The organism is Leifsonia sp. P73 (assembly GCF_051059105.1).
GTDB lineage: Bacteria > Actinomycetota > Actinomycetes > Actinomycetales > Microbacteriaceae > Leifsonia.
In genome coordinates, this window is sequence record NZ_CP194931.1 from 2,184,941 (window position 1) to 2,211,909 (window position 26,969).

Consider the following 26,969-nt stretch of genomic DNA (forward strand, 5'->3'; position numbering starts at 1 on the left):
CCCATTCAGTTGCTGTAGGTCGACAGCGAGCTGCCGGTGCCCAGCGAGCCAGTGCCCGAAGAGAACGACGAAGCCGTTCCCGCCGAGCTCACACCGGCCGACGCGGACTCCGGGAGGTCCTCGGCAGTCAGGTCTTCGATGGACACCAGGTCGATCGTGTTACGCATCAATGTGTTTTTCCTTTGCTTTCCTCAGCTGGGACCAAATCCTGGCCCCATGTATAGACGAGCCGATCCCTCATCTGGCCCGAAGCTGTTCTGCGAATGTCTCGATCTCGCGCCACGTCGAATGCTCGGATCGCACGGCGCCGCACCGGTCGCATCCATCCACCCGAGTAAGTCGGCCGGCCGAAACTCCGAGGCTCAGCCAACGCACGACAGTCAGGCGACCTGCACGTGACTCGGTACGCCCCGAGAGGGCAGTCTCGACATCTGCGCGCACCAGGTGCGCGGCGAGGGAGACATGACCGGGTAAGAAGCCCGACACCGGCACGTCGCGGTCGGTGCGGCGCAGTGATTCGACCTTCTTGTCTGTCTGGTTCAGGCGCCCGTGCTGATACTGGCGCCGGCGAAAGCACCGGTAACACCCGCTGACACCGGGAACCACGAGCGGACCGACCCGGAATGCGCGGGGTCGCATGACGACTGGGAGCCACGGGCGGTCGAGATTGAACGCCAGTTCATCGACTCGGTCGATCTCTGAGGAGCTGTCGTCCCGTGTCGAAACGACCTGGACCAGCGCACTCGGCCAGCGTGAGGGCGGGACTTCGAATGACTCCGACTGCATTCTCTCGACGCACCCCGATCGGGAGAGCTCGGCGGCGACCGCGGCGCCGAAATCGTCACCGGCCAGAAAATGAACATCGATCATGTGGAACTCCTACGCGAAGGGCTGCGGAAACGGGTTCAACTCCGCTTCGGGACGAACAGGAAGACCCATGTTTCGCGGAGCATCGAACAGGCGCGGATGTGCTCTGAACTGAGAGCGGTAGACGAAGGAGAGCGGCATCAGGCGCGGGATGATCACTTTCACCACGGTCACGCCCGCGTCACGCGCCTCCACCGTGCTGATATCGACGACGACGACCTCCCAGCCGCGCATACTGAACACCTCGAGCACCGCTTCGAGCTCGCGCGTCGAATCCCCTGCGACCATCGAGGCGACATGTTCGATCCCCCGAGAAGGCGCGGTGGTGTTCAAAAGAAAGTCGAACGCGTGGGCACGCTCTGCTGCCCCCATGTGCTGGGCGCCGTGAAAGACGTCATGGAAGTCATCAACGGATTCGGGCGCCCGCCGCACGGAACTGAGCCCCATACGAGAAGCCGCGATCTCTCGCAATATCTTGATGACAGCACGCTCCGGATCCGGATCAGTAGCACACATGACTACGTGACGCAGCTTGGAGCTCGCACTGTCGGTATCGACGCAATAGACGGTCGGCAGTCCGAGGTCCGTTGTTGCATCGAAAAAGGCGTACTCGATTCCCGTCGATTCGGCTCTCTCCAGCGCTTTCCTCAGCGCCTCGGACGCGTTCGTGAACTCGATACGCGGCAATGCGAGCATCTGCATCCACGTCAGCGCGATGGAGTCCCGCTCGACCACCTCACAGATCGCATTCAAGATGGCGTTCGCGAGGGAGGTGTGGGCAGCACTGCCGGTTGAAATCGGCAGTGTGAATCGCTCGCTCGGCGTCAGAGCAGGTATGTGCATCCACACGTGGACAGCGGGCACCCAGACCGGTTCGTTCGAGAGGAGCGACCACCCTTGAATCCATCTGACCCTCTCCTTCGGATCGAAAGGCGCCACGACGCATTTCGGATGCGCGAGTTCGGCCGGTGAACATGCGGGCATCTCGCTCATGTCGACGACTCGACCTACGAGTTCGTCCTGTCTAGCCCAGGTGATGCCCGGCGCCGGCACGCAGTTCGAATAGCGCTCGATAGCCTCGACGGTCGCAATCGCCCGAGCGAGAAGCGGATTTATATTGCCGCCGCTACCGGCCATCTCCACACCGCTCGGAAGCTCGGAGATACGCCGAATGTTGTCCTGCACCGCCTCCAGCTCGCCGAGACCAGCGACATAGACGTGGAATGGGTCTTCGTGCGTGGATATCTGAGTGACCGATCCGATCAATCCTGCTTCGGGCGAGATCACGTCTTCGAGTGAGGCAAGACTCGGCTCGAGACTCCACTCGCTCGGCTCGAAAGCTGCCCTCATCCGATCGCCCCCATTGCTTCTCGCTCCGCGCGCGCAAGCCGCTCGGCGTCTTCCCGCCCGATCGCGATGGCGATGAGTTGAAGGCTGTCTATCCCGTCGAATCCGAGTCGGCTTTTCAGCTCGGCCGGGAGGAAGCCGGCGAAGATGCTCGCGGCATAGCCCTCGTGTACGGCGGAGAGCCAGACGAGTTCTGCAATCGCGCCCGCTCGTTGGAGAAGTTGCCGATGGCCGTTCGGGCCCTCGTGCTCAACCGCGTCGACAAGCGAGCCGACAAGCACGACGATGAGCGCCGCATCGCCGAACTCGGGTTGCAAGGTCATGGTCCTGAGGTCGGAGCTCTCCAAGGGGGCGCTCATCTGCTCCCACCCGCCTGTGCCGAGTTCATACAGCCCCGGAGCGTGCCCTTCGACGTCGGAGAAACCGCAAATAAAACGCAGGGCGGTCCTCCCGCCCGAAAGCTGCTGGTCGAAACTCAAAAGAGCCGGCAGGATCCCTACAAGCCACTGGGCACTGATCGGCTCCGGCAGGTAGTACTTAACCGATCGGCGCGCAGGAAGGGCCCCCACCAAATCAGCGGCCACGGAGCGATCCACTTCCACCGGACGACTCGGACGGTTCAAGTTGTCCAACGCCGACTGAGTCGCCGCGAGCCTCAAGTTTCGATAAGCCTCGAGTTCGCTCATGCGAATCCTCCGATCATCACTCGTGCGCTGATGGACTGCTGAGAACGGTCCAGCTCGAACCGACGGGCGGTTTCCGCCTCGTTCCAGCCGGGCTCACATCGCAGGGTCAACCCTGAGGTCGCTGCCATCAGAGCCACATGCGCAATCGCAACGCCCGCGTCGAGCGCCGTCACCCTGTATGCGAACGCCGAGTACTTCTTCCATACCCGCTCGAGCTCACTCGCGATGAAGAGTTCGACGCTCGGAGTCGAGGAGGCGGGAAGCACCCCAGGGTCACGGGACGCGACGCGCGCGAGCGAGTGGTCGGCAGCCACGTACGCGTACTCCCCGTCGGGGATCCCCTGCACGTTTCTGATTGAAAGGTACGCCTGCTGCGAGCCAAGATTTCCTCCGCTCGGCGCCCATCGGCGCGGTCGAATTTTCTGTTCCTTGGCAGGTTTGAAGCCGAACGAGTACTGCAGAAGACGTCCGAGAATCTCGAGTGGGGAATTCGGCGCGCAACTTCGGCTTTCCGACCCACCGGTCAGATCAACCCGATCAGTAGCCGGAAACTCGCGACGATCATAAGTGAGCCGAACACTCGAGCTCTCGAAGTGTCCCTGGTGGTCCCTGGGGTTCCTGAGCCGCGACGGCGGAAACTCCACGGACGCCTCGTAGATGTACGCAAGCTCTGAAGCCGTGTCGAGTTCGACCCCGGTCCCGCAAACGTGACACCCGGGCCGTCGCGGAATCCAGTGGCTCGAGGTGGAGAGATCCACCGGGTCGATTCGGATAGCGGCCTTCTCGCTCGTGGGCCGCCCGACCTCGCTGATGAGCATCGTCACCTCGATGGCGACCATGAGCGCATAAACGCGAAGGGGGCCCTCTGCCGGCGTTCCCCCGCGCTCGGCGCAGGCGTGCTGGATGCAAGCGAGGCACGGTCCAAAGTCGTGATGCGAAACCGGTCCGATTCCCGACTCGAGCGCTCCCACCCGAACGGGCAGGATCGGGATCGCTGCCTCCCGCGCCTTCCGCTCTACATCGAGAGACGCCGCGTCCCCTGTATCCACGACAACGCAGAGAAACGCCTCTTCAATCGAGCCGTTCGGCTTGACGAGAACGACTCCGGATTCGATCAATGCACTCCTAATCACTTCCGCTGCGCGGCCTGTTCCGGCGACAAGAATCCGACGCGACTCTCTCTTCGTGCGCGCATCGACAGCGGAACGGTTTCTGCGACTGGCGTCGACCATCCGCTCGAAGAACGCTTCACTCTGATCGACTTCTCCGGCTGCGGGACCGTCCACCAGCATCCCGGCAGCGAACAGTGTGCTCAGCACCTGTCGCAACGCGGCATCTGTCAGATCGGAGTCCCGCATCAGGTCGCGGTGGTCGCGGGTCCCGTCTAAGAGGGGCATCAAGGGCGGGAGCAAAGTCATGACTGACTGGCCTCGAAGGTATCTTCTGGACATCCCCCCATCCACCACCAGCCCGTCATGCAACCAGATCTGTTGTAGTGATGGAACCAATCGTGGACGCGGTGGAAGCGTGAACTGCGGATCCCCAGTGGTTGCTGCGGCCAAGAAGGCCGCACCGATCCCGGTTGTGCGACTGTCGCTCACTCGACTCATTCGGTTCGATCCCACTTGAAGAGCTTCGAAGCTACGAGGGTGAGCAGAACGGTGGCGGTCGCCATCATCGCCCACAGCACGTAGACATTCAGGAATGGCTCCGAGCCGACGAGGTCGGAGCTTGCTGCTTGGACGAACCACGTCGTCGGCAGAAAGGTGATCCCCTGCTGGACCCAGTCGGGAAGGATGTACATCGGGAAGACGCTGCCGGACAGAAAGAGGACGATAACCGGAAGGACTCCCGAGATCTGGGTGATCAGATCCGGATTGCGTGATCGGCTCGCCAAGAGATAACCGAGAGCGAAGAACAACGCCAACCCGAGAAGGAGCGTGACGATCAGGCGAAGGAGGTTCGCGCCGCCGACATACCCGTATCCCAGGGCAAGCACGATGACGATCAACGCCTGAATCGCGCCGATGCCGAATCGGATCGGGGTCTGCGCGAGGATGAACGTCAATCTTCTGAGCGGCGTCGTGCCGAGCAGGCGCAAGGTTCCACGCCTCCGAAGCGCGACGAGGGGAACGGAGGTCCCCAGAAATGCGACGCCGGCGTAACCCATCATCAGCGTGGCTGCGAGATTGCTCCTGAAGAGATCCACAACGGGAGTCCCCTGGGCGTCCACGACAGCAATGTCGGAGTTCGCGAAGCCTGAAGCCTCAAGTGCGCCGACGATTCCAGACCAGTTCGGCATCGGGTTCCCGAGGACGACATTCGCGTGCGCCCCCTGAAACGTGACGACGGCGTTCGCCGAGTCGGAAGGTTTTGACCCGGTCACGACGTCGATGCCGCGCTCGGAGAGTTCGTCGGTTGTGCGCGACGACGCGGACGACTCGCCATCCAGGAGCACGCTTGGCGCGGCACGATTGCCGATGTTGATCGCGTAGTTGAGCGCCCAGATCAGGATGAGGAAGAAGCCGAACATGAAGAGAACCGAGAAGACGGACTTGCCGTTTCTCATGAGCTCGCGGGCGTTGGCCGCACTCAGTTCTCTGAGCGCGCTCCGTGTGCTCGCCGGGGTTTCACGCTCACTCATCATTACTGCGCTCGCCCGTCGTGGAAGATGCGAACTGAAGGAAGATGTCTTCCAAGCTGCGCTGCACCACGCTCAGTTCGCTCAGCTTGATTGATGGGTCGAATGTGAGCTTCCTGACGAACTCATCGGGTTCGGTCGTGTCGACGCTGAATCGCGCTTTCGCGCCCTCAGCCGACTTCCACAGCACGCTACCTGGTGCATGTTTCATGACCGCCTGGTCGTCGGTGTCGACGGGAGCGGCGAATGAAACCGTTGCCGCCCTGCTGTGCGCCCTCACCAGCGAGCCCGGAGCGTCGAGGGCAACGACGTGCCCATCGACCAGAATTGCGACCCGGTCGCACAGGGCCGTGGCCTCATCCATGTGATGCGTGCTCAGAAGCACCGTCGTGCCCAAGTCGCGCAGTTCGGAGATGGTGGCCCACAGGTCGCGCCGGGATGCGGGGTCCAGACCGGCCGACGGCTCATCGAGAACCACGATCTCCGGATTCCCGACAAGTGAGACACCGAGGAGGAGCCGCCGCGCTTGGCCGCCAGAGAGGTTCTTGGTACGCACCTGTCTGTGCTTCGCAAGTCCGATCCGGTCGATGATCGTGTCAACGGAACGTGGATTCTTGTAGAACGAAGCGAAGAGGCGGAGCGTCTCGTCAACGGTTAGCGTCTCGTAGAGGCTCGCGCTCTGGGGTTGTACCGAGACTCGCGATGTCAACGCGTCGCGCTCTCGCGCAGGATCGAGGCCGAGTACAGACACGCTGCCGTCCGACGGCCGCCTCAGCCCGACGATGCACTCGATCAGGGTCGTCTTTCCCGCGCCGTTCGGCCCGAGGAGTCCGAACACCTCGTTGGTTTTCACATCGAAATCGATGCCTGCAACGACTGTGCGCACTCCATACGTCTTCTTGAGCTTGCGTACCTGGATCACATTGTGCGTCATCGCGGATTCCCCCGAATCGTTCATGTGAAAACGTACAGCATTAAGATTGAAAGTTCCAATTTCTGCTCTGAGGCTCCGCCTCGACGACCAAAGCTTTGCGGCCGGCGACCCCCGGTTACGGGCCGCAGCACGGTCGGAGCCGCGCATCGGCCCGCTTACGCTTGAACCCGTGGGGACTCTCGCCTGGCTCACGCTCGCTCTCGGGCTGCTCGCCGCCTACCCGGTGGTGCGCTTCGCCGCGCGCGGATGGCGGTTCGGCGCCGGGTGGACCGTGCGCGTCGTCGTCATCGGCCAGGTCGCCGGGCTCGCCTTCATCCTCGCGTGGTGCCTGTTCGCGCCGCGCGCCGACCTGGGCGGGATCGGCTGGTTCGCGATCGCGCTGGCCTCCGTCGCGATCCCGCTCGCGCTCGGCGACGCGCTGCAGTCGGCCGGGCGGCTCCGGGTGCTCTCGATCGCGCTCACGGCCGTCATCGGGCTGACCGGGGTCGCCGCCGGTGCGCTCACCGTCGCCCCCACTCTCGCGACGGCTACCGTGGCCGGGAAAGCCGTCCCGGTCACCGAGCAGACGCTGACCAACGGCGCCCAGCTCACCGTGCACATCCCGCCGACCGCCTCCGGGTTCGCCGCCCGCGACGCGCACCTCTTCGTACCGCCGGGGTGGCTGCGCGACCCGTCCAGCACGCGTCCCGTGGTCGAGATGATGATGGGGCAGCCCGGCAATCCCACGCTCGGGGCGACGCTCGACGCCCTCCACGGCATCGGCGGCGAGCGGCTGGACGACGCGCCGTTCATCCTCGTGGTGGACCAGCTCGGGAACGTCAAGGCCAACCCGCCGTGCAGCGACACCGGCGCGGGCAAGCTCGACACCTACCTGTCGAAGGACGTCCCGGCCTGGATCCGCGACAACCTCCCCGTGAGCGGCGACCGCGCGGACTGGGCCATCGCCGGATACTCGCACGGCGGCGAGTGCGCGGCTTACCTCGGAGCGACGCACCCCGGGACCTGGGGGAACGTCGTCTCCATCTCCGGACCGGACAAGCCGGGCGAGCACCGGCCGAACTACACGCGCGACACCTACTACGGCGGCAGCCAAGCCGCCTACGAGGCCGCCTGGCCGGAGAACATCCTCGCATCCACGCACTATCCGCAGCCGACGCGGGCGATCTTCGTCGCCGGCGCACTGGACCCGCACTTCCGCCCGCAGGTGGAGGCGACCGCGACCGCCGCCGAGAAGGCGGGGTGGAAGGTCACCTACTGGGCGGTCCCCGCTTCGACCCACACCCAGGCGCTGGAGCCCGGGCTGAAGACCGCGTACAACCAGCTCATCGGGGTCTGGGTGTCGTCGGGCGCGGTGGCGCCGGGGGCCGACCGGCTGCTCTGCACGCCCGACCAGAACGGGCGGGCGTGCGGACTGACGCAGGCGGGGGCGGTCGCCGGGACTGTCACGATCGTGGACCTCAGCGTGCTCGCCGTGTTCCTCGGGGCGCAGCTGCTGCTGTTCTTCCGCCGCGGGCGCAGGCTCCGCGTCGACGCCGCCTGACATTCGTGCCGAATGTCGCTATTCGCGACATTCGGCACGAATCGGGAGGGGCTACGCGGCGACGGCGTCGCGCGCGGCGCTGAACGCGGCGACGCAGCGGCGGATCTCGTCGTCGGTGTGCGCCGCCGACAGCTGCACGCGGATGCGCGCCTTGCCGCGCGGCACCACCGGGAACGAGAACGCCGTCACGTACACGCCGTGCTTCTGCATCTCGTCCGCGATCCGGGCGGTGAGCGCGGCGTCGCCGAACATCACCGGCACGATCGGGTGCTCACCGGGCAGGAGGTCGAACCCCGCCTCGGTCATCAGCTCGCGGAACAGCGCGGCGTTCGCGACCAGGCGCTCGCGCAGCGCGTCCGACTGCTCCAGCAGGTCGAGCGCGGCCAGCGTCCCGGCCACGATCGCCGGGGCGAGCGTGTTCGAGAAGAGGTAGGGCCGGGCGCGCTGGCGCAGCAGGTCCACGACCTCCTGGCGCGAGGAGACGTAGCCTCCGGACGCGCCGCCGAGGGCCTTGCCGAAGGTGCCGGTGTAGATGTCGACGCGGTCGGCGACGCCGCAGAACTCCGGCGTGCCGCGGCCGTGCTCGCCGACGAAGCCGACGGCGTGCGAGTCGTCCACGAAGACCAGGGCGCCGAACTCGTCGGCCAGGTCGCAGATCTCGCGGAGCGGGGCGATGTAGCCGTCCATCGAGAACACGCCGTCGGTGACGATGACCGTGTGGCGGGCGCCGGCATCCCGCGCCGCCGTGAGCTGGGCGCGGAGGTCGTCCATGTCCCGGTTCTTGTACCGGAACCGCTGCGCCTTCGACAGCCGGATGCCGTCGATGATGGAGGCGTGGTTGAGCTCGTCGGAGACGATGGCGTCCTCCGCGGCGAACAGCGTCTCGAACACGCCGCCGTTGGCGTCGAAGCACGACGAGAACAGGATCGTGGCCTCGGTGCCGAGGAACGCGGACACCCGCCGCTCCAGCTCCAGGTGCTGCTCCTGGGTGCCGCAGATGAACCGCACGCTCGCCATCCCGTAGCCCCAGTCGTCGAGCGCGGTCTTCGCCGCGTCGCGGAGGACGGGATGGTCGGCGAGGCCGAGGTAGTTGTTGGCGCAGAAGTTCAGCACCTCCGCGCCGTCGGCGGTGATCAGCGCCGCCTGCGGGCCGTGGATGCTGCGCTCGCGCTTGGTGAGCCCGGCCTCCTCGATCTCCGTCAGCTGCGCCGCGAGGTGGTCGCGAAACGTCCCGTACATCAGAGCTCCGTCCAGTCGAGGATGACCTTGCCGCCGCCGGCCGCAGCCGCAGCGGCGAACCCCTTCTCCCAGTCGCGCGCCGCGAAGCGGTCGGACACGATCGAGGCGATGGAGTCGTGCAGCGGCTTGGAGGTCTGCAGCATCGCGCCCATCGCGTTCCAGGTCTCGAACATCTCGCGGCCGTAGATGCCCTTCAGCGTGAGCATGTGCGTCACGACGATGCCCCAGTCGATCGCGATCTGCTGGCTCGGGAGACCGAGCATCGCGATGCGGCCGCCGTGGTTCATGTTCTCGATCATCGAGGGCAGCGCGGTCGGGGCGCCGCTCATCTCGAAGCCGACGTCGAAGCCCTCGCGCATCCCGAGCGCCCGCTGGGCCTCCCGGATGTCGTGCTTCGAGACGTCGACGGTGAAGTCCGCACCCATCCCCTTCGCGAGCTCCAGCCGCTGCGCGCTGACGTCGGTGCCGACGATGAAGCGGGCGCCGACGTGGCGGGCGACGGCGATGGCCATCAGGCCGATCGGGCCGCAGCCGGTGACGAGGACGTCCTCCCCGACGACGGGGAACGCGAGGGCGGTGTGGACGGCGTTGCCGAGCGGGTCGAACAGCGCGCCGACCTCCGGCTCGATGCCGTTGTGGTGCACCCACACGTTCGTCGCGGGGAGCACGAGGTACTCGGCGAACGCGCCGTCGCGCTGCACACCCACGCCCTGGGTGCGGATGCACATCTGGCGGCGGCCGGCGCGGCAGTTGCGGCAGGTGCCGCAGACGATGTGGCCCTCACCGGAGACCTTGTCGCCGACCTCCACGTCGTGGACGAGGGAGCCGACTTCCACGACCTCGCCGTAGAACTCGTGGCCCGGCACGAGCGGCGCGGCGACGGCGGAGGCCGCCCAGTCGTCCCACCGCAGGATGTGCAGGTCGGTGCCGCAGATGCCGGTGCGCAGCACCCGGATCTTGACGTCCTCCGGCCCGATCACGGGCTCCGGAACCTCGACCAGCGCCAGGCCGGGCGCGGCTTCGCTCTTGAACAGGGCCTTCATGTTCGCCATCCTCGTGGGGTCGTGCGGGTGCGTCTTCGCTGCGGCCGCCGTGCCTTGTGAGCGTGGAGGCCGCGCACCAGCCTACCCGCCCGCGCGCGCTACATTTCATCCCATGTGGTCCCCGTTCGGGCACGTGCTCGCCGAGCTCTTCCCGCTCGCCGTCGGGGTGGCGCTCAGCTCGACGCCGCTCATCGCCGTGCTGGTGATCGCGCTCGGCCGGCGGGGCGGTGTGCGGGGCGCCGCGCTGGTCGAGGGACGCTTCCTCGGGATCGTCGTCGTGGTCGGCGCGTTCGCCGCGGCGTCGGAGCTGCTGGCGGACGTCCGCGGGTCGGAGGCCGCCCTCCACCTCGCCACCGCGGTCATCGGCGTGGGGATGATGACGCTGGGCGTGGTCACCTGGGTCCGCCGCCCGCGCGGGGCGGTCGCGGGTACGCCGCCGCGGTGGCTGACCTCCCTCGCCCGGGTCTCGGCGCCCAACGCGTTCGGCCTCGGCTTCGCGCTCTCGGCGGCGAACCTGAAGGAGCTCGCCTTCGGCGCGGGGGCGGGCATCGTGATCGGCAGCACGCTGACGGAGGCGCCGCCCACCATCGCGGCCGTCGCCCTCTACGCGGCGATCGGGTGCGTGACGGTGAGCGTCCCGGTCGTCGCCGTGGCGGTCGGCGGCGAGCGCATCCGACCGGCGCTCGACCGGGTGCGCGCGGCCGTGGAGCGGTCGAGCCGGACGATCACGTGCGTGGTGCTGGTGCTGTTCGGCGCTGTGCTGGTGGGGAACTCGTTCCTGTGACGCGGGTCGCTATAGGCTCGGCGCCATGACGGGCGAACTGATCCCGGGCGGCGGGGACCGGCCGTGGACCGACGCCGACAGCGCGCTCTGGCACACCGCGCGCATCCTCGCCGCGGTCGAGAGCGGCGTCGTCCCGGACGCGGGCATCCGCACGCTCTTCCCGCTGCAGGACGGGGAGGTCGCGCTCGCACAGGGCGCGTACACGGTGGACTCCCTGCGCGCGATCGGCGACGGCAGCTACCAGCGCTCCGGCTCATTCGCCTTCGGCGTCGGCGTGATCGGCCTGGCGGTGACGGCCGGCACCCTCGCCGCCAACGCCTCGCGGAACAACGCCGCACGGGCGCAGGCGATGGCCGACGCGCAGGTCATGTGGCGGCCCGACCACGCCGGGATGCTGACGGTGACCGATCGCGGCTTCGTCATCGTCACGGGCACGGGCACGTTCCGCTGGGACTGGGGGTCGATCGACCTCATGCAGGTGGTCGACTTCAACACCGTCGTGCTGCAGGGGCGGTCCGATCGCGGGCCGGTCACCTGGCGGATCTACTCGCACTGGTCGGAGCTGCTGTTCGTGCTGTGGGCGCGGGCGCGGCATCCCGGGCATCCGCAGCTCGCGGGGCGGGCGTGGCTGCCGGAGCGGTGGGAGGCGTGGGCTGCGTGGGTCGGGCATCCCCTTCCCCTCTCGCTGGAGGGCGGCGCGCGGAGTTAGAGTGCCGACATGAAGCGCGCACTCATCGTGATCGACGTGCAGAACGAGTACGTCACCGGCAACCTGAAGATCTGCCACCCCGACCTGATGACCTCCATCCCGAACATCGAGGTCGCGATGGACGCGGCCGCGGACCACGACGTGAAGCTCGTGCTCGTGCAGCACATCGAGGACGAGGGATCGCCGGTGTTCGCGCGCGGCTCGGAGGGCGCGGCGCTGCACTCGTCGGTCGCCGACCGGACGCCCGACCTCCTGGTCACGAAGCAGGGCGTCTCCTCCTTCGCGGGCACCCAGCTGGAGCAGTGGCTGCGGTCGGAGGGCGTCGACACGGTCACGATCGCCGGCTACATGACCCAGCACTGCTGCGCGGGGACGGCCCGCGACGCGGCGGCGCTCGGCTTCAGGGTGGAGTTCCTGTCCGACGCCACCGGGACGCTCGACCTCGTCAACGAGGCGGGCTCGATCTCGGCGGACGCGCTCCACATCAGCGTGCTGGTGACGATGGACTCGGAGTTCGCCGCGGTCGCGACCACCGAGGAGTGGACGCTCGCCGTGGAGGCCGGCGACACCCTCCCGGTCTCCAACCTGTGGGACAGCACCGGCCACGCGCGCGTGCCGGGCAAGCACGAGGAGCTGCACAAGCTGATGCGCGAGGTCCGTGCGGGCATCGACCGCGACATCGCGGCCGAGGAGGCGCACGAGTTCGCGAACACGCTGTACGTCGGGCAGGGCGCGTCCACCTCCCTCTGACGTCGGCATCCACCGCCGCCGAGGGGCACGTAAACGCCCCTAAAAGTGCGTTTTAGGGGCGTTTACGTGCCCTTCGATCGTGGATTGCGGCCCGGTTCGCGAGCACGGACCCCGTGAGCGCCCCGGCGAGGAGAACGGCGACCACCCCCTCATGAGCACTTCCGCAGCCCCGCAGCCCCGGACCTGAGAGCGCGCTCCACGACGTCCCCCGCCCGGTGAACGCCGCGTGAAGCGTGGGCGAGCACTTGCGTCAGCGCATGGCGTCTCGCGCGCGCGGAGGCCAGGATCGACCCGGTTGAACGCCCCTGTTCGGGGGCGACCTCTCGAAAGGATGCTGATGGCCCCCATCAGACGGACCGCAGGCCCCCGGGTCCTCGCAGCGAGCGCCGCCATCGCCGGTGGAGCGCTGCTCGTCGGCGTCACCGCCGCGCCCTCCCTCGCCGACCAAGGCCAGGGCCACGGCGCCCGCGCCGACGTGAAGCACGTGCTCCTGCTCTCGGTGGACGGCCTCCACCAGAAGGACCTCGACTGGTACGTCCGCACGCACCCCGCCTCCGCGATGGCGGCGCTGGCGGCGCACGGCACCGACTACACGAACGCCTCCACGCCGGTCCCGTCCGACTCGTTCCCCGGGATGGTCGCCCAGGCCACCGGCGGCAACCCCGGCACCACGGGCGTCTACTACGACGACACCTTCAACCACGCGCTCCTGCCGGCCGGCACCACGAACTGCGTCGGCGTGAAGCCGGGCGCGGAGGTGGCCTTCACGGAGGCCGCCGACAAGAACCAGGCGAGCATCGACGCCGGTCAGGGGCTCGCGGGCCTCCCGGGCAGCATCCTGTCGATGACGGGCACCCCGGCCACCCTGCTCGACCCCGCGCAGCTCCCGGTCGACCCGGCCACCTGCAAGCCGGTCTACCCGCACCAGTACCTCAGGGTGAACACGATCTTCGAGGTCGCCAAGCAGGCCGGCCTCCACACGGCGTGGAGCGACAAGCACCCCGCCTACGAGATCCTCAACGGCCCGTCGGGCACCGGGGTCGACGACCTCTTCACCCCGGAGATCAACAGCGACGCCGCCGCGCCGTTCACGGGCGACTGGACCAAGGACAACCTGGCCACGCAGCAGTACGACGGCTACAAGGTGCAGGCCGTGCTCAACGAGATCGACGGCAAGGACCACTCCGGGACCAAGGCCGCAGCCGTGCCCGGGATCTTCGGCATGAACTTCCAGACGGTCTCGACCGCGCAGAAGCTGCCGACCTCCGACGGCTTCGCCGGCGGCTACCTCGCCGACGGCTCGACCCCCGGGCCGCTGCTGAGCAAGGCGCTCGACTACATCGACGCCTCGCTGGGCGCGTTCACGTCCGAGCTCAAGAAGACCGGCCACGCGGGCGACACGACGGTCATCCTGTCGGCCAAGCACGGCCAGTCCCCGACGAACCCGGCCGCCCTCAAGCGCGTCGACGACGGCCCGATCATCGCCGGCCTCGACGCCGCGTGGACCGCCGCCCACCCGGGCTCGGGCGACCTGGTCGCGTTCTCGACGGACGATGACATCATGCAGCTCTGGCTGAACGACCACTCGCAGGCGGCCGACGACTTCGCCAAGCAGTACCTGGCGACGCACACCGCGGCGGGCGACACGATCACGAAGGCGCCGGTCACGGTGCAGTCCTCCGGCCTCACCACGATCTACGCCGGAGCGGGAGTCGCGAAGTACTTCGGCACCGCGTCGAGCGACCCGCGCATCCCGGACGTCCTGGGCATCGCGCAGACCGGCGTCGTCTACACGGGCGGCACGTCGAAGATCGCGGAGCACGGCGGCGCCGGCGCCGACGACCGCAACGTCCCGATCCTGGTCTCGGCCCCCGGCGCGAAGCACGCGCAGCGGATCGGCGCCCCGGTCGAGACGACGCAGATCGCGCCGACCATCCTCAGCCAGCTCGGGCTCGACCCGCGCGCCCTCCAGGCGGTGAAGATCGAGGGGACCAAGGTCCTCCCGGCTTCGCAGCGCTGACGGAACACGGGGCTCCCCAGCGGAGCCTTCGAGGGGCCCGTCGCCCTCGCTCTCCCCACGGAGGCGAGGGCGGCGGGCCTTCTTCGCGTCACGGGTTAAAACCAGAGGGTATCAAAGCCACATTATTACACACCTGAGGCGAAACGACCCTGATGGTGAAAGAAATTCAGGTGAAGCAGACGGTGAGTTCCACCCCCGGACGCGGCTGAGGGACGCCTCCGTTCGCAGGGACGACGACATGACCCCCTTAACCTCCTGCGGTGGCGGCAAGGTCGCCGAAGCCACATCGAGAAACAAGGAACACATGTCGAGCACCAACGAAGCCCATCGACCAGACGCAGGGCGTCGACTCCCCTCCCGGCGGACCGTCGTCGCGGCGAGCGCCTGGAGCGTCCCCGCCATCGCGGCGGCCACCGCATCACCGGCCTATGCCGCGTCCACGGAAGGCCCGGTCACCATCCCGCCTGCGCTGACGGGCGTCATCGGCGGCGGCTGGTCCATCTACACCAACTTCGGCGCCAACGGCCTCCCGGTGGGCGCCGCGACAGCGGCGCGGCCGACCGCCACCGCCGTCCCGATCACCGTGTCGCCGGCCCGCGCCACGACGGTCACCCTGACGTTGAGCGGGGCGGGGTTCTCGTTCTTCACGGTCCAGACCAACGCCGCGTTCACCCCGACCCAGACGGTCACGGTGACGACGTCGCCGGACGGGGTCGCCGAGGTCTTCGTCGCCATCCCGCCCCACAGCAAGGGCGACACGGTGGCCACGATCACCGCGACCGGGAACGGCGGGAGCGCCGTCTCGACGCTGACGGCCGGCACCGGCTTCGTGTACGCCACCGGAGGCCACACCCCGGAAGGCCAGACCGGCAACGGCGCCAGCCGCAACGGCGTCGTCTGGCCGACCCCGCTGGCGATCGACGAGCGCCTGTCGAGCGTCCACGCCAGCATCAGCTCGTACCTCGCCATCACGGAGAGCGGGACGGTCCGCACCGGGGGCTACAACCCCTTCGCGGAGGTCGGGACGGGTGGCCAGGAGGTCTCCGTGCTCACCCCGATCGAGCCGCTGAAGAAGGACGGCACGGCGTTCACGGACGCCGTCCGGGCGGTCGTCGACACCTGCGGGTCCGAGCAGGGCCTCTTCGTGGTGGAGGACTCCGCCGGCGACTGGTGGGCGGTCGGCGAGCAGGTCTCCAACTACCTCGCCATCCCCGGCGACACCACCGGGGCGCGGTCCATCACGCAGTGGGAGCGGATCGGCGGCAACCTCCCTGCGAAGCCCGCCACGCTCAGCCCCAACCGGTACGGTGACACGCTCGTCTGGAGCCTCGTGGACGGCACGGTCTGGTTCAGCGGCTACGGCGGCAGCTTCCGGAACTACTCGAACGGCCTGCCCCAGAGCACCACCCGCGGTCAGCTGGCGCAGCTCATGATGCCGGACGGCTCGCCGGTCACCGGTGTGAAGCGGGTCCACCAGAGCGAGGACCACTCGGTCATGATGCTCACCACCGACGGGCGGCTGCTGTACTCGGGGACGCAGGTCGCGAGCATCACCCCGGCCGACTACGCGAACCCCGGCGACGTCCAGGAGATCGCCGGGCCGCCCGGCGAGGTGGTCGAGCTCTGGGCCAAGCACCCGTACGACACGAACGGCGCCGCCTACTACGCCAAGACGTCGGACAACACGCTCTGGGCCATCGGCAGCAACGGCGCCGCTCGCGGCTACCTCGGCATCGGCACGACCACCGCGACCCGGACCTGGGCGAAGGTGCTCGTGGACGACGTGAAGGAGATGGCCTGCGGCGCCCACAACCTGATCGTGCTCGACAACTCGGGCGACGTCTGGTTCGCGGGCCTGTACGAGGAGGGCAACCCCGGCATGGGGACCGGCCTCCCGGCCACCTTCCCGACGCCGGTGAAGATCACCACGCTGCCGCCGAACGCGAGGACCATCGCCAGCACCTGGTGGGACGTCCCGTACATCGCGTACTGAGCCGTCCCCGATCGAACGAGGGCACGTCGTTGTCGCTTTCCACGCGGAAAAGTGACAACGACGTGCCCCTCGGCGTTGGCGGCTAGCGCTCCAGGGGGCGCCAGACGACGATCTGGTTGCTGCGGCGGACGCGGGTTCCTGCGCGCATGGAGACGACCTCGCCCTCCGATCCGGCCGCGAAGACGCGCCGGCCCGGCCGGTTGAGCAGTTCGTCGGCGAGCGCCGACTCCAGGTCGCGCACGCGGTCGCTGAGCGCGCTCACGTGATCCTCCAGCTCCAGGATGCGGCGGATGCCCTCCAGGCTGACGCCCTCGGAGCCCAGGCGCGCGATCTCGCGGAGCTTCTCGACGTCGCGCATCGAGTAGCGGCGCGACTTGCCCGCCGTCCGGCCGGGGCTCACGAGCCCGAGCCGGTCGTACTGCCGGAGCGTCTGCGGGTGCATGCCCGCCAGCTCGGCGGCGATCGAGATCACGAAGACCTGGGTGTTCTCATCCATCGCTAGCCCCGAGCCTTGGCCAGGATGTCCTCTCGCGGGTTCTCGTCGGGAAGCTTCTCGGCGAAGGCCTCGAGAGCCTCCTTGGCGTCACTGGAGAGGTGCGACGGCACCGCGACCTGCACGATCGCCAGGAGGTCGCCCGTGCCCTTCGCGGTCTGCACACCGCGGCCCTTCACCCGCAGAACGCGGCCGCTCGGGGTGCCGGGGGCCACGCGCAGCTTGACCGGGTCGCCGCCGAGCGTGGGCACCTCGATGGTCGCGCCGAGCGCGGCCTCGGCGAAGGTGACCGGCACGGTGACGCGCAGGTTCAGGCCGTCGCGCTCGAACACGGGGTGCTTGCGCACAGTCACGGTGAGGACGATGTCACCGGCCTCGCCGCCGTCCGGGCTGGGCTGCCCCTTGCCGCGCAGCTTGATCTTCTGGCCGTCGGCCACGCCCGCTGGGATCTTGACCTTGAACGGCTTGCCGTCCCCGGCCTGGAGACTGATCGTCTCGCCCTTGGTGGCGGTGAGGAAGTCGATGGTAGTGTGCGCGGTCACGTCGTTGCCGCGAGTCGGTCCGCCGTAGCCGCGGAAGCCGCCGCTCGTCGTGCCGAACCGGCCGTTTCCGAACAGGCCGCCGAACACGTCGTCGAAGCCGCCCTGGCCGCCCTGCTGGAACGTGTAGCGCTGGCCGCCGCCCTGGCCGAACACCCCGCCGAACACGTCGTCGAACCCGCCCTGGCCGCTCGAGCCCGGGGCGGTGAACCGCGCCCCGGAGCCCATGGCCCGGATCTGGTCGTACTCCTTGCGCTGCTCGGGGTCGGCGAGCACCGAGTGGGCCTCGCTGATCTCCTTGAACTTTGCCTCCGCGGCCGGGTCACCCGGGTTGGAGTCCGGGTGGTACTTGCGCGCGAGCTTGCGGTACGTCTTCTTGAGCTCCGCCTCGCTGACGTCCTTGGAGACGCCTAGGACCTTGTAGAAGTCCTTGTCGAACCAGTCCTGGCTTGCCACGGCGCCTCCTCTCCTGCCTGTGCTGTCGTGGTGGGGGCCCTGCCCGGGCGCCCTGTCTGTCTCGAAGTCTGCATGTGTCGTGGCGCGAGGAGCGGCGGGACACGCATCCCGCCGCTCCTGGCGCTCATCGTCCGGCCGGTCAGGCCGGGGTGGCGACGACCACCTTGGCCACCCGCACGACGGTGGAGCCCAGCCGGTAGCCGGTCTCCACCACCTCGGCGACGGTGTCGGCCGTCACGCCGGGGGTGGGCTGCTGGAAGATCGCCTCGTGGACCTGCGGGTCGAAGGGCTCGCCCTTCTCGCCGTACGGGGTGAGGCCGAGCCGCTCGACCGCGGTGCGCAGCTTGGCCGCGATGGTCGCGAACGCGCTGCCCTCCGTGAGGTCGCCGTGCTTGTCGGCGCGCTCCACGTCGTCGAGCACCGGGATGAGACCCTTGACGGCGTCCCCGATCGCGCGCTCGCGCTCGATCTCCCGGTTGGCCTCAGTGCGCTTGCGGTAGTTCGCGTACTCCGCGGTCACCCGCTGGAGGTCGGCGAGCCGCTCCGCCGCGAGCTGGTCGGCCGTGGTCTGGCCGGAGAGGATGTCGAGGTCGTCGTCCGACAGAACGCTCTCCTCCTCGCCCGGACCCACGTCGACCAGCTCCTCGTGCGAGAGGTCGTGCTCCTCGCCCTGCGGCTCGCGAACCTTGCCGGTCTCGGGGTCGATCCTCCGCTTGTCGCGGACGATCGGCTCCTCGCGCTCCGGCTCCTCCGAGCCGTGCCCGTCGCGGTTCTGGTCGCTCATGGTTACTTCTTCTCCTCGTCCTCGACGACCTCGGCGTCGATGACGTCCTCATCGTCGGAGGAGGAGCCCTCGCCGCCCTGGCCCGCCTCGCCGGCGTCGCCGGCCGGGGCCTCGGACGCCTGCGCGGCCGAGTAGATCGCCTGGCCGATCTTCTGCTGGCTCTCGTTCAGCTTGTCGTACGCGGTCTTCACGGCCTCGTCGTCGTCGCCGGCGAGCGCGGTCTTCAGCGCGTCGATGTCGCCCTGGACCTCGTTCTTGACGTCCTCGGGGAGCTTGTCCTCGTTGTCCTTGATCAGCTTCTCGTTCGAGTAGACGAGCTGCTCGGCCTGGTTGCGGGTCTCGGCGGACTCGCGGCGCTTCTTGTCCTCCGCCGCGTGCTCCTCGGCCTCGCGCACCATGCGCTCGATGTCGTCCTTCGGCAGGCTGGAGCCGCCGGTGATCGTCATCGACTGCTCCTTGCCGGTGCCCTTGTCCTTGGCGGACACGTGCACGATGCCGTTGGCGTCGATGTCGAAGGTGACCTCGATCTGCGGGATGCCGCGGGGGCCGGGGCGATGCCGGTCAGCTCGAAGGTGCCGAGCGGCTTGTTGTCGCGGGTGAACTCGCGCTCGCCCTGGAAGACCTGGATCGCGACGGACGGCTGGTTGTCGTCGGCCGTGGTGAAGGTCTCGCTGCGCTTGGTGGGGATGGCCGTGTTGCGCTCGATGAGCTTGGTCATGATCCCGCCCTTGGTCTCGATGCCGAGGGACAGCGGGGTGACGTCGATCAGGAGGACGTCCTTGCGCTCGCCCTTGAGGACACCGGCCTGCAGGGCGGCGCCGACGGCGACGACCTCGTCCGGGTTCACGCCCTTGTTGGGCTCCTTGCCGCCGGTCTCCTGCTTCACGAGCTCGCTCACGGCGGGCATGCGGGTGGAGCCGCCGACGAGGACGACGTGCGCGATGTCGGACACCTTGATGCCGGCCTCGCGGATGACGTCCTGGAAGGGCTTCTTGGTGCGGTCGAGGAGGTCGCTGGTCATCTGCTCGAACTGGGCGCGGGTGAGCGTCTCGTCGAGGTTGGCCGGGCCGTTCTCGGTCAGCGACAGGTAGGGCAGCTGGATGCTGGTGCTCATCGAGGAGCTGAGCTCCTTCTTGGCCTGCTCAGCGGCCTCCTTGAGGCGCTGCAGCGCGATCTTGTCCTTGGAGACGTCGACGCCGGTGGAGTCCTTGAAGCGCTTGATCAGCCAGTCGACGACGCGCTGGTCCCAGTCGTCGCCGCCGAGGCGGTTGTCGCCGGCGGTCGCGCGCACCTGGATGGTGGAGAAGTCGTCGTCCTTGCCCACCTCGAGGAGGGAGACGTCGAAGGTTCCGCCACCGAGGTCGAAGACGAGGATGAGCTCGTCCTCCTTGCCCTTGTCGAGGCCGTACGCGAGGGCCGCGGCGGTGGGCTCGTTGATGATGCGGAGCACGTTGAGGCCCGCGATCTCGCCGGCCTCCTTGGTGGCCTGGCGCTCGGCGTCGTTGAAGTAGGCCGGCACGGTGATGACGGCGTCGGTGACGGTGTCGCCGAGGTACTGCTCGGCGTCGCGCTTCAGCTTCTGCAGGATGCGGGCCGAGATCTCCTGGGCGGTGTACTTCTTGCCGTCGATCTCCTGGGTCCAGTCGGTGCCCATGTGGCGCTTGACGGACGAGATGGTGCGGTCGACGTTGGTGACCGCCTGGCGCTTGGCGGTCTCGCCGACGAGCACCTCGCCGTCCTTGGTGAACGCGACGACGGACGGGGTGGTGCGGAAGCCCTCCGCATTGGCGATGACCGTGGGCTCGCCGCCCTCGAGCACCGAGACGACGGAGTTGGTGGTCCCGAGGTCGATTCCTACTGCACGTGACATGTGTGCTTTCTCTCCTTTGTTGCTGGCGTGGATAGCCGGTGAAGTCATGGGGGTCAAGAGTTGAGCCTCGACGGCTCAAGCCTGGCATCCCGGGTGGGATGCTGTCAAGCCGTGCGGATCAAAACTTGAGTACCTTTGACTCAACTTTGAGGTCGGCCGGTCTATTCCGCTCAGCCGAGAACCGGAGCGTCGCTGTCCGACGGCGCCGGGTCGGGCAGGCGGCGCATCCGCAGCGCGTTGCCCGCGCCGAGGAGGCCGGCGGCGAGGGGCACCAGCAGCGCGACCTGCAGCGCGATCGGCCGCGCCTCCGTGTTGATGCGCACGACCTCCGCGCGCACCTCCGGCGTCTCGGTGGCGAGCTGCTTCTCCAGCTGGGTGTTCGACATCACCTGGGCGTCCTCCTCCAGGGCCGCGGCGACCTGTTGCTTGTCGTCGGGCGGGAGGACGGTGCTCGCGTTCGTCAGCGATGTGAAGGAGAAGGCCAGCGTCGCCAGCATGATCGCGCCGGCGAACGCCAGGCCGAACGACAGCCCGAACGAGCCCGCGGCGGAGTTGACGCCCGCGGCCTCGCTGACCCGCTCGTCGCTGATCGGCGAGAGCGTGTAGTTGTTGAGCTGCGAGACCAGGAGGCCGAGACCGCTGCCCGACACGATGAGCGGGATGGTCAGGAACCAGCCGTTCGTCGCGATCGGGACGATCGGAAGCAGGATCGCCACGCCGATCACGTTGAGCAGGAAGCCCCACAGGATCAGGTTCGCCGGCCGTCCCTTCGCCCTCCGGCCGGCGAGGAGCGCGATGACGAACATGCTCAGCGACAGCGGGGCGATCGAGAGGCCGGCCTGCAGCGCGTTGTACTCCAGCACCATCTGCAGGTAGATGGGCAACGCGATCATGGTGCCGCCGAGCGCCACCTGCTGGAGGAGCTGCCCGCTGACTCCCGTCCGGAACAGCTTGGACGAGAACAGGGCGGGGTCCAGGAGGGTCGGCTTGTCGCGGCGGGCGCGCGAGCGCAGCCAGAACACCAGGCCGACGAGCGCCGCGACGCCGACGACGATCAGCAGCAGCACGTACTCGCCGCCCTCCTGCCAGACCAGGATCCCGGTGACGATGCCGCCCATCCCGACGACCGACAGCAGCGCGCCGACCAGGTCGATCGAGCGCGAGCCGGTGTACGGGACGTCGTGGACCAGCCCGATCCCGGCGAGCACCACCGCGATGATGACGGCCTCCAGCAGGAACCCGACCCGCCAGGACAGGAAGGTCGTGATGAAGCCGCCCAGCAGGGGCCCGACGGCGGCGGCGATGGCCGCCGACGCGCCGACGAGCGCGTAGACCCGCTTCTGGTGCGCGCCCTCGAAGTTGCCGTGGATGAGCGACTGCATCGCCGGCAGCAGCAGCGAGGCGCCGATCCCGCCGATCACCGCCCAGAAGATGATGATCGCGATGAGGTTCTGAGCGAGGGTCATCGCGACGGCGCCGACCGCGTAGCCGAGCAGGCCGAGGATGTAGGCGAGCTTGCGGCCGATGAGGTCGCCGGTCTTGCCGCCGATCAGGATGAACGCGGCCGAGACCAGTGCCTCCAGCGCGATCGCGCCCTGGACTCCGCTGACCGTGGTGTGGAGGTCGTGGACGACGGCGGAGATCGACACGTTCATCAGCGAGGTGTCCACGACCAGCACGAACATCGCCATCGCGAGCAGGATCGCGAGGCGGAAGTTGAAGGGCGCCTCGGCGCCGTCCCCTCCGGTCATGCGCACAGGAAAGCACAGCGCGCGGAGGTTTGGCGACAGCCGATTCACACCCGTTCCACAATCCGCGTCGATAGCGTCGGGGACATGGATTCGGACCCGGCCCCGCTGCTCTCCACCCGGGCGATCGAGGCGTTGCAGAGCATCGATCCGGCCACGCTGAGCGAGGTGCAGGCGTTCCGCGACGACTTCGCGCGGTTCATCATGCCGTACAAGTTCGGCATCGACGAGATCTCCACCAAGGTGTCCATCCTGCGCGAGGAGTTCGCCGAGCTGCAGGACTACAACCCGATCGAGCACATCTCCAGCCGGCTGAAATCGGCCGAGAGCCTGGAGCAGAAGGTCATCCGCAAGAACTGCGAGCCGTCGTTCGACGCGATCCGCGAGGCCATCACCGACATCGCGGGCATCCGGATCGTCTGCTCGTTCGTGTCGGACGTCTACCGCGTGTTCGAGCTGCTGACCGCGCAGGAGGACGTGCGCGTGCTGCGCGTGAAGGACTACATCGCGCACCCCAAGCCCAACGGGTACAAGAGCCTCCACGTGATCGTGGAGGTGCCGGTCTTCCTCAGCGGCGGCCCGGTCGCGGTGCCGGTGGAGGTGCAGCTGCGCACGGTGGCGATGGACTTCTGGGCGAGCCTGGAGCACAAGATCTACTACAAGTACGACGGCGAGGTGCCGGAGGCGCTGCTGCGCGACCTCACCGCGGCGGCTGGCACGGCGGGGCAGCTCGACATCACGATGGAGGATATCCACCGGCAGGTGCGCGGCGACGGCGGGGCGGCGCAGTACGCGTTGCCGGTGTCCGTTTAGAGGGGCGCTCGTCGTTTCTTGCCGTCTCGGCATGGAAAGATGACACGGTGAGCGAGAGCACCGAACCGTCCGAGCAGCCGGCGGACGCCGAATTCCCGCGGCGCCGCTCGCGCGCGCTGGTCCTCATCCTGGTCATCGCGGTCGTCGTCGTGCTCGCCGACCAGCTCACCAAGCTGTGGGCGACCGCGAGCCTCCAGGTCGGCGTGTACCACTCGCTGATCGGGAACCTGCTCGGCATCCAGCTCATCTACAACTCGGGTGCGGCGTTCTCGTTCCTGGTGGACCAGACCTGGGTGTTCACGATCATCGCCGCGCTGGCGGTGGTCGCGCTCCTCTACTTCTCGCGGCGGGTCGGCGCACGGTCGTGGGCGGTCGCGTTCGGCCTCCTGCTCGGCGGCGCGGTGACCCACCTGGGCGACCGGCTGTTCCGGGCGCCGTCGTTCGGGCAGGGGCACGTGGTCGACTTCATCGCCTACGCGAACTGGTTCATCGGGAACGTCGCGGACATCGCGATCTTCTGCGGCGCGGTGCTGGCCCTGATCCTCGCCGTCGTCGGCGTCCCGCTCCGCGGCGGCCCGCGCCACACACGCGGCGACGATTCCGCACGAATCGACGCGTAGCGGGCGCACATTCGCCACGAATCGCGGCTTAGCGCGCGCGAAACGCGACATTCGGCACGAATGGCGGGATTACGGTCGCGCGAGGGTGGCGAGGTAGTCGTCGAAGGTGACGGTGCCGAGCTGGGCCTCCGGCCCGGGCAGCAGGGTGCCGTCGCGGAGGGCGCGGCCCCAGCGGCCGGGAAGAGGCACCGCGAACACGCGGGCCGGGCTCCCGATCGCGGCGAGGTAGCGGCGGACGAGGGTGGGCATGTCCTCCACCGTCGGGCCTCCGAGGTCGCGAGTGAGCCCGGCCGGCTCCCCGGTCGCCAGTTCGGCCAGGCGCGTGCCGACCTCCGCCGCCGCGACCGGCTGCGAGCGCACCGCCGGGACCGGCTTCACGCGGCCGCGGGAGCGCGCCGCGAGCTGGGACGCGAACTCGTGGAACTGCGTGGCCCTCAGCAGGCTCCAGCCGTCCCCGCTCGCCATCACCAGCCGCTCCTGGGCGGCCTTGCCCGCGTAGTACGCGTACGGCGCCGCCGCCGCTCCCACGATCGAGAGCGCGACATGGTGCTTCACCCCGGCGGCCCGCTCCGCGGTGAGGAGCGCCGTCGTCACCGCCTCGAAGAAGCGGGTGGAGGCCGCGCCTCCCATCGTCGTCACCGACGTCACGTCCACGACGGCCGCGCAGCCGTCGAGGGTGCGGCCGAGCCGGTGCGCCTCGCCGGTGTCGCGGGCGGCCGCGAGGAGGTCCGTGCCCTCGGAACGGCTCAGCACCACCGCCTCGTGCCCCGCCCTCCGCAACGCCTCGACCGTGCGAGCCCCCACCACGCCGGTCCCGCCGGCGACCGCGACCTTCATCGTGTCCATACCGACAGCATCCGCACGATCCAGCTCCTGGACAACCTCTCATCCGGGCGGGCCGCGCGTCGACGTACGATCGGGCCATGACTTTCACCGGGTTCGACGAGGACGCGATCGCGTTCTACCGCGAGCTGACCGTGCACAACGACAAGGCGTTCTGGCTGGAGAACCGGGAGCGCTACGAGCAGCGCGTCGCCGGGCCGTTCCAGGCGCTCGCGGACACGCTGGAGCCCGAGTTCGGCGCCGGGAAGCTGTTCCGTCCGTACCGCGACGTGCGGTTCTCGGCGGACAAGTCGCCGTACAAGCTGCACGCGGCGATGACGTTCGAGCGCGGCGGCTACGTGCAGGTCTCCGCCGAGGGGCTGTCGGCCGGAGCGGGCGCCCACCAGCTCGACAAGCAGCAGCTCGACCGGTACCGGCGCGCGGTGGACGCGCCGAAGACCGGCGGCGAGCTGACGGCGGCGGTGGAGGCGGTCCGGGCTGCCGGGATCGGGGTCTCGGGGACCGACCAGCTCAAGACCGCGCCGCGCGGGTTCGCGGCCGACCATCCGCGGGCGGAGCTGCTGCGCTACAAGGGGCTGATCACGTGGGAGGAGTGGGGCGTCCCGGAGTGGTTCGCGACGCCGGAGGCCGCCGAGCGGATCGCGGGGTTCCTGCACGACAGCGCGCCGGTGACGGAGTGGCTCCGGGCGAACGTGACGGGGGACGGCACGGAGCGCTGACGGCACGCCCCGATGACGCACACGCGGTTCACCGCGTGTTCCCCGCCACGCCCTACGCTGTCCCCATGACGACCGAACGACCGGCGGGCGGCGACGGCGACGCCCTCGCGACCGCGGCGAGCCCGATCTTCGCCGACAGCTCCACCGAGCGCAGCATCCCGCGCAGCTGGGTGGCCTCGTGGGCGCTCTGGGACGCCGGCGGCGCGGCCTTCAACGCGGTCATCACCACGTTCGTCTTCACCGTCTACCTGACCTCCAGCTACTTCATCTCCCCCGCGCTCGTCTCAGCGCAGGACGCGGAGAAGGACGCCTCCGGGCCGGCGCACCACGCGGTGACCGGCGCGATCGCCGGCCTCTCCAGCGGGCTGGCGTGGGGCATCGGGATCGCCGGGATCGTCGTCGCCGTGCTCGCGCCCGTGCTCGGCCGGCGGACGGACGGCTCCGGTCGCCGCAAGCTGTGGCTCGGGATCAACACCGGCGTGGTGGTTCTCCTCACCGCGCTGATGTTCTTCGTCGTCGGAGAGCCGTCCTTCTTCCTCTTCGGCGTCGTCCTCGTCGCGGTCGGGACCGTGTTCTACGAGATCGCGACCGTCAACTACAACGCGATGCTCGTCCAGGTGTCCACGCCCAAGACGGTCGGCCGGGTGAGCGGTCTCGGCTGGGCCAGCGGCTACTTCGGTGGCATCCTGCTGCTCGTCATCGTCCTCGTGCTGCTGGCCTCCCCGAACGGCGACGGCACGGGAGGCGTCCTCCATGTGTCGACGGACCAGGGGCTGAACTACCGGCTCGTCGCGCTGGTCGCCGCGGTCTGGACGCTCGTGCTGTCCATCCCGGTGCTGCTGAAGGTGCCGGAGGCGCCGGCCAACCGGCGGCTGCCGCGGGTCGGGTTCTTCGCGTCGTACGGGCTGCTGTTCCGCGACCTCGCGGTGCTGTGGAAGGAGAGCAGGAACACGGTGCTGTTCCTCATCTCGTCGGCGCTGTTCCGGGACGGGCTGGTCGGCGTGTTCACGTTCGGCGGCATCCTCGCGAAAGGGACGTTCGGGTTCAGCCAGTCGGGGGTGATCGTCTTCGCGATCGCGGCGAACGTGGTCGCGGGGCTGAGCACGGTGCTGTCCGGGCGGTTCGACGACCGCTTCGGCGCGAAGCCGGTGATCGTCACGGCGCTGGTCGGACTGGTGATCGCGGGGCTCGCGGTGTTCTTCCTCCACGACGCCGGGGCGATCGCGTTCTGGGTGTTCGGGCTGATCCTGTGCCTGTTCGTCGGCCCTGCGCAGTCGGCGAGCCGGACCTTCCTCACCCGCGTGACGCCGGCCGGCCGCGAGGGCGAGGTGTTCGGGCTGTACGCGACGTGCGGACGCGCGGTGTCGTTCGTGGCGCCGCTGCTGTTCGCGCTGTTCGTCGCGGTCGGCGGGGCGCAGTACTGGGGGATTCTCGGGATCGTGCTCGTGCTGCTGGTGGGGCTGGTGCTGCTGGTGCCGGTGCGGTCGCCGCGGTAGCAGCTGTCCTCCGGCTGGCAACGGAGGAGATCCGG

24 protein-coding genes and 1 pseudogene are annotated in these 26,969 nt (G+C 68.6%); 10 read left to right on the forward strand and 15 right to left on the reverse strand.

Annotated features, from left to right (window positions below; all coding sequences use genetic code 11):
- Positions 1-5: 5 nt before the first annotated feature.
- The 7 genes from ACQ86L_RS11050 to ACQ86L_RS11080 all read right to left on the reverse strand — a co-directional run bounded on the left by ACQ86L_RS11050 (position 6) and on the right by ACQ86L_RS11080 (position 6,499).
- On the reverse strand, positions 6-167 hold the full coding sequence (locus tag ACQ86L_RS11050) for a thiocillin family RiPP (protein ID WP_345839095.1): 162 nt from the start codon (positions 165-167) through the stop codon (positions 6-8).
- A gap of 70 nt (positions 168-237) precedes the next feature.
- The gene (locus ACQ86L_RS11055) at positions 238-870 is read right to left on the reverse strand and encodes a TOMM precursor leader peptide-binding protein (RefSeq protein WP_434315437.1); all 633 of its coding nucleotides are present in this window, start codon (positions 868-870) and stop codon (positions 238-240) included.
- A 9-nt stretch (positions 871-879) separates the two neighbouring features.
- Positions 880-2,154 (reverse strand): YcaO-like family protein, encoded by a 1,275-nt coding sequence (locus ACQ86L_RS11060; protein WP_434315438.1) that lies wholly within the window; start codon positions 2,152-2,154, stop codon positions 880-882.
- A 59-nt stretch (positions 2,155-2,213) separates the two neighbouring features.
- Positions 2,214-2,900: a nitroreductase family protein gene (locus ACQ86L_RS11065; RefSeq protein ID WP_434315439.1), complete on the reverse strand. Its 687-nt coding sequence runs from the start codon at positions 2,898-2,900 to the stop codon at positions 2,214-2,216.
- Positions 2,897-4,318, reverse strand: a complete 1,422-nt coding sequence (locus tag ACQ86L_RS11070; RefSeq protein WP_434315440.1) for a nitroreductase family protein — start codon at positions 4,316-4,318, stop codon at positions 2,897-2,899. The genes ACQ86L_RS11065 and ACQ86L_RS11070 overlap by 4 nt, the downstream gene beginning before the upstream one ends.
- 188 nt (positions 4,319-4,506) lie before the next feature.
- Positions 4,507-5,544, reverse strand: a complete 1,038-nt coding sequence (locus ACQ86L_RS11075; RefSeq protein WP_434315441.1) for an ABC transporter permease — start codon at positions 5,542-5,544, stop codon at positions 4,507-4,509.
- Positions 5,537-6,499 (reverse strand): ABC transporter ATP-binding protein, encoded by a 963-nt coding sequence (locus ACQ86L_RS11080; protein WP_434315442.1) that lies wholly within the window; start codon positions 6,497-6,499, stop codon positions 5,537-5,539. The genes ACQ86L_RS11075 and ACQ86L_RS11080 overlap by 8 nt, the downstream gene beginning before the upstream one ends.
- Positions 6,500-6,644: 145 nt before the next feature.
- Between ACQ86L_RS11080 and ACQ86L_RS11085 the strand changes: the two genes are divergently transcribed.
- On the forward strand, positions 6,645-8,015 hold the full coding sequence (locus ACQ86L_RS11085) for an alpha/beta hydrolase (protein WP_434315443.1): 1,371 nt from the start codon (positions 6,645-6,647) through the stop codon (positions 8,013-8,015).
- A gap of 51 nt (positions 8,016-8,066) precedes the next feature.
- On the opposite strand, the gene ACQ86L_RS11090 is transcribed toward ACQ86L_RS11085, so the two are convergent.
- Together ACQ86L_RS11090 and tdh are read right to left on the reverse strand one after the other, a co-directional pair.
- On the reverse strand, positions 8,067-9,254 hold the full coding sequence (locus ACQ86L_RS11090; RefSeq protein ID WP_434315444.1) for a glycine C-acetyltransferase: 1,188 nt from the start codon (positions 9,252-9,254) through the stop codon (positions 8,067-8,069).
- A complete protein-coding gene (gene tdh / locus ACQ86L_RS11095; protein ID WP_382457968.1) occupies positions 9,254-10,297 on the reverse strand; it encodes an L-threonine 3-dehydrogenase in 1,044 nt (347 codons plus the stop codon). The genes ACQ86L_RS11090 and tdh overlap by 1 nt, the downstream gene beginning before the upstream one ends.
- A 112-nt stretch (positions 10,298-10,409) precedes the next feature.
- Here tdh and ACQ86L_RS11100 point away from each other — a divergent pair, with 112 nt between their 5' ends.
- From ACQ86L_RS11100 to ACQ86L_RS11120, 5 genes are all read left to right on the forward strand, one after another.
- On the forward strand, positions 10,410-11,081 hold the full coding sequence (locus ACQ86L_RS11100; protein ID WP_434315445.1) for a GAP family protein: 672 nt from the start codon (positions 10,410-10,412) through the stop codon (positions 11,079-11,081).
- A 25-nt stretch (positions 11,082-11,106) separates the two neighbouring features.
- The gene (locus ACQ86L_RS11105; protein ID WP_434315446.1) at positions 11,107-11,790 is read left to right on the forward strand and encodes a hypothetical protein; all 684 of its coding nucleotides are present in this window, start codon (positions 11,107-11,109) and stop codon (positions 11,788-11,790) included.
- Positions 11,791-11,799: 9 nt separating this feature from the next.
- Positions 11,800-12,540 (forward strand): cysteine hydrolase family protein, encoded by a 741-nt coding sequence (locus ACQ86L_RS11110; protein ID WP_434315447.1) that lies wholly within the window; start codon positions 11,800-11,802, stop codon positions 12,538-12,540.
- 337 nt (positions 12,541-12,877) lie between these two features.
- On the forward strand, positions 12,878-14,560 hold the full coding sequence (locus ACQ86L_RS11115; RefSeq protein WP_434315448.1) for an alkaline phosphatase family protein: 1,683 nt from the start codon (positions 12,878-12,880) through the stop codon (positions 14,558-14,560).
- 304 nt (positions 14,561-14,864) lie between these two features.
- A complete protein-coding gene (locus tag ACQ86L_RS11120) occupies positions 14,865-16,553 on the forward strand; it encodes a hypothetical protein (RefSeq protein WP_434315449.1) in 1,689 nt (562 codons plus the stop codon).
- A gap of 82 nt (positions 16,554-16,635) precedes the next feature.
- Here the strand turns inward: ACQ86L_RS11120 and ACQ86L_RS11125 are convergent, their stop codons facing one another.
- From ACQ86L_RS11125 to ACQ86L_RS11145, 5 genes and pseudogenes are all read right to left on the reverse strand, one after another.
- Entirely contained in the window at positions 16,636-17,049 is a 414-nt protein-coding gene (locus tag ACQ86L_RS11125) for a heat shock protein transcriptional repressor HspR (RefSeq protein ID WP_434315450.1), read from the reverse strand.
- Positions 17,050-17,051: 2 nt separating this feature from the next.
- The gene (locus tag ACQ86L_RS11130; RefSeq protein ID WP_434315451.1) at positions 17,052-18,041 is read right to left on the reverse strand and encodes a DnaJ C-terminal domain-containing protein; all 990 of its coding nucleotides are present in this window, start codon (positions 18,039-18,041) and stop codon (positions 17,052-17,054) included.
- A 139-nt stretch (positions 18,042-18,180) separates the two neighbouring features.
- Positions 18,181-18,825 (reverse strand): nucleotide exchange factor GrpE, encoded by a 645-nt coding sequence (locus ACQ86L_RS11135; protein ID WP_434315452.1) that lies wholly within the window; start codon positions 18,823-18,825, stop codon positions 18,181-18,183.
- A 2-nt stretch (positions 18,826-18,827) separates the two neighbouring features.
- Positions 18,828-20,695 (reverse strand): annotated as a pseudogene (gene dnaK, locus ACQ86L_RS11140) (molecular chaperone DnaK).
- 170 nt (positions 20,696-20,865) lie between these two features.
- Positions 20,866-22,446 (reverse strand): MFS transporter, encoded by a 1,581-nt coding sequence (locus ACQ86L_RS11145; protein WP_434315453.1) that lies wholly within the window; start codon positions 22,444-22,446, stop codon positions 20,866-20,868.
- A gap of 84 nt (positions 22,447-22,530) precedes the next feature.
- Here ACQ86L_RS11145 and ACQ86L_RS11150 point away from each other — a divergent pair, with 84 nt between their 5' ends.
- Positions 22,531-23,256: a GTP pyrophosphokinase gene (locus tag ACQ86L_RS11150; RefSeq protein ID WP_434315454.1), complete on the forward strand. Its 726-nt coding sequence runs from the start codon at positions 22,531-22,533 to the stop codon at positions 23,254-23,256.
- Positions 23,257-23,303: 47 nt separating this feature from the next.
- Positions 23,304-23,876: a signal peptidase II gene (locus ACQ86L_RS11155; RefSeq protein ID WP_434315455.1), complete on the forward strand. Its 573-nt coding sequence runs from the start codon at positions 23,304-23,306 to the stop codon at positions 23,874-23,876.
- A 69-nt stretch (positions 23,877-23,945) separates the two neighbouring features.
- On the opposite strand, the gene ACQ86L_RS11160 is transcribed toward ACQ86L_RS11155, so the two are convergent.
- The gene (locus ACQ86L_RS11160; RefSeq protein ID WP_434315456.1) at positions 23,946-24,722 is read right to left on the reverse strand and encodes an SDR family oxidoreductase; all 777 of its coding nucleotides are present in this window, start codon (positions 24,720-24,722) and stop codon (positions 23,946-23,948) included.
- Between the two features lie 77 nt (positions 24,723-24,799).
- Between ACQ86L_RS11160 and ACQ86L_RS11165 the strand changes: the two genes are divergently transcribed.
- Together ACQ86L_RS11165 and ACQ86L_RS11170 are read left to right on the forward strand one after the other, a co-directional pair.
- Entirely contained in the window at positions 24,800-25,438 is a 639-nt protein-coding gene (locus tag ACQ86L_RS11165) for a DUF2461 domain-containing protein (protein WP_434315457.1), read from the forward strand.
- 65 nt (positions 25,439-25,503) lie between these two features.
- Positions 25,504-26,934: an MFS transporter gene (locus ACQ86L_RS11170; RefSeq protein ID WP_434315458.1), complete on the forward strand. Its 1,431-nt coding sequence runs from the start codon at positions 25,504-25,506 to the stop codon at positions 26,932-26,934.
- Positions 26,935-26,969 lie beyond the last annotated feature (35 nt).

Excerpts from the sequence above, each read along its gene's own strand:
- ACQ86L_RS11090 (WP_434315444.1), bottom strand. The coding sequence starts at position 9,254 with ATGTACGGGACGTTTCGCGACCACCTCGCGGCGCAGCTGACGGAGATC.
- ACQ86L_RS11100 (WP_434315445.1), top strand. The coding sequence starts at position 10,410 with ATGTGGTCCCCGTTCGGGCACGTGCTCGCCGAGCTCTTCCCGCTCGCC.
- ACQ86L_RS11160 (WP_434315456.1), bottom strand. The coding sequence starts at position 24,722 with ATGGACACGATGAAGGTCGCGGTCGCCGGCGGGACCGGCGTGGTGGGG.
- ACQ86L_RS11110 (WP_434315447.1), top strand. The coding sequence starts at position 11,800 with ATGAAGCGCGCACTCATCGTGATCGACGTGCAGAACGAGTACGTCACC.
- tdh (WP_382457968.1), bottom strand. The coding sequence starts at position 10,297 with ATGAAGGCCCTGTTCAAGAGCGAAGCCGCGCCCGGCCTGGCGCTGGTC.
- ACQ86L_RS11135 (WP_434315452.1), bottom strand. The coding sequence starts at position 18,825 with ATGAGCGACCAGAACCGCGACGGGCACGGCTCGGAGGAGCCGGAGCGC.
- ACQ86L_RS11145 (WP_434315453.1), bottom strand. The coding sequence starts at position 22,446 with ATGACCGGAGGGGACGGCGCCGAGGCGCCCTTCAACTTCCGCCTCGCG.
- ACQ86L_RS11105 (WP_434315446.1), top strand. The coding sequence starts at position 11,107 with ATGACGGGCGAACTGATCCCGGGCGGCGGGGACCGGCCGTGGACCGAC.
- ACQ86L_RS11065 (WP_434315439.1), bottom strand. The coding sequence starts at position 2,900 with ATGAGCGAACTCGAGGCTTATCGAAACTTGAGGCTCGCGGCGACTCAG.
- ACQ86L_RS11150 (WP_434315454.1), top strand. The coding sequence starts at position 22,531 with ATGGATTCGGACCCGGCCCCGCTGCTCTCCACCCGGGCGATCGAGGCG.
- ACQ86L_RS11050 (WP_345839095.1), bottom strand. The coding sequence starts at position 167 with ATGCGTAACACGATCGACCTGGTGTCCATCGAAGACCTGACTGCCGAG.
- ACQ86L_RS11170 (WP_434315458.1), top strand. The coding sequence starts at position 25,504 with ATGACGACCGAACGACCGGCGGGCGGCGACGGCGACGCCCTCGCGACC.
- ACQ86L_RS11080 (WP_434315442.1), bottom strand. The coding sequence starts at position 6,499 with ATGAACGATTCGGGGGAATCCGCGATGACGCACAATGTGATCCAGGTA.
- ACQ86L_RS11055 (WP_434315437.1), bottom strand. The coding sequence starts at position 870 with ATGATCGATGTTCATTTTCTGGCCGGTGACGATTTCGGCGCCGCGGTC.
- ACQ86L_RS11115 (WP_434315448.1), top strand. The coding sequence starts at position 12,878 with ATGGCCCCCATCAGACGGACCGCAGGCCCCCGGGTCCTCGCAGCGAGC.
- ACQ86L_RS11165 (WP_434315457.1), top strand. The coding sequence starts at position 24,800 with ATGACTTTCACCGGGTTCGACGAGGACGCGATCGCGTTCTACCGCGAG.
- ACQ86L_RS11070 (WP_434315440.1), bottom strand. The coding sequence starts at position 4,318 with ATGACTTTGCTCCCGCCCTTGATGCCCCTCTTAGACGGGACCCGCGAC.
- ACQ86L_RS11125 (WP_434315450.1), bottom strand. The coding sequence starts at position 17,049 with ATGGATGAGAACACCCAGGTCTTCGTGATCTCGATCGCCGCCGAGCTG.
- ACQ86L_RS11120 (WP_434315449.1), top strand. The coding sequence starts at position 14,865 with ATGTCGAGCACCAACGAAGCCCATCGACCAGACGCAGGGCGTCGACTC.
- ACQ86L_RS11075 (WP_434315441.1), bottom strand. The coding sequence starts at position 5,544 with ATGAGTGAGCGTGAAACCCCGGCGAGCACACGGAGCGCGCTCAGAGAA.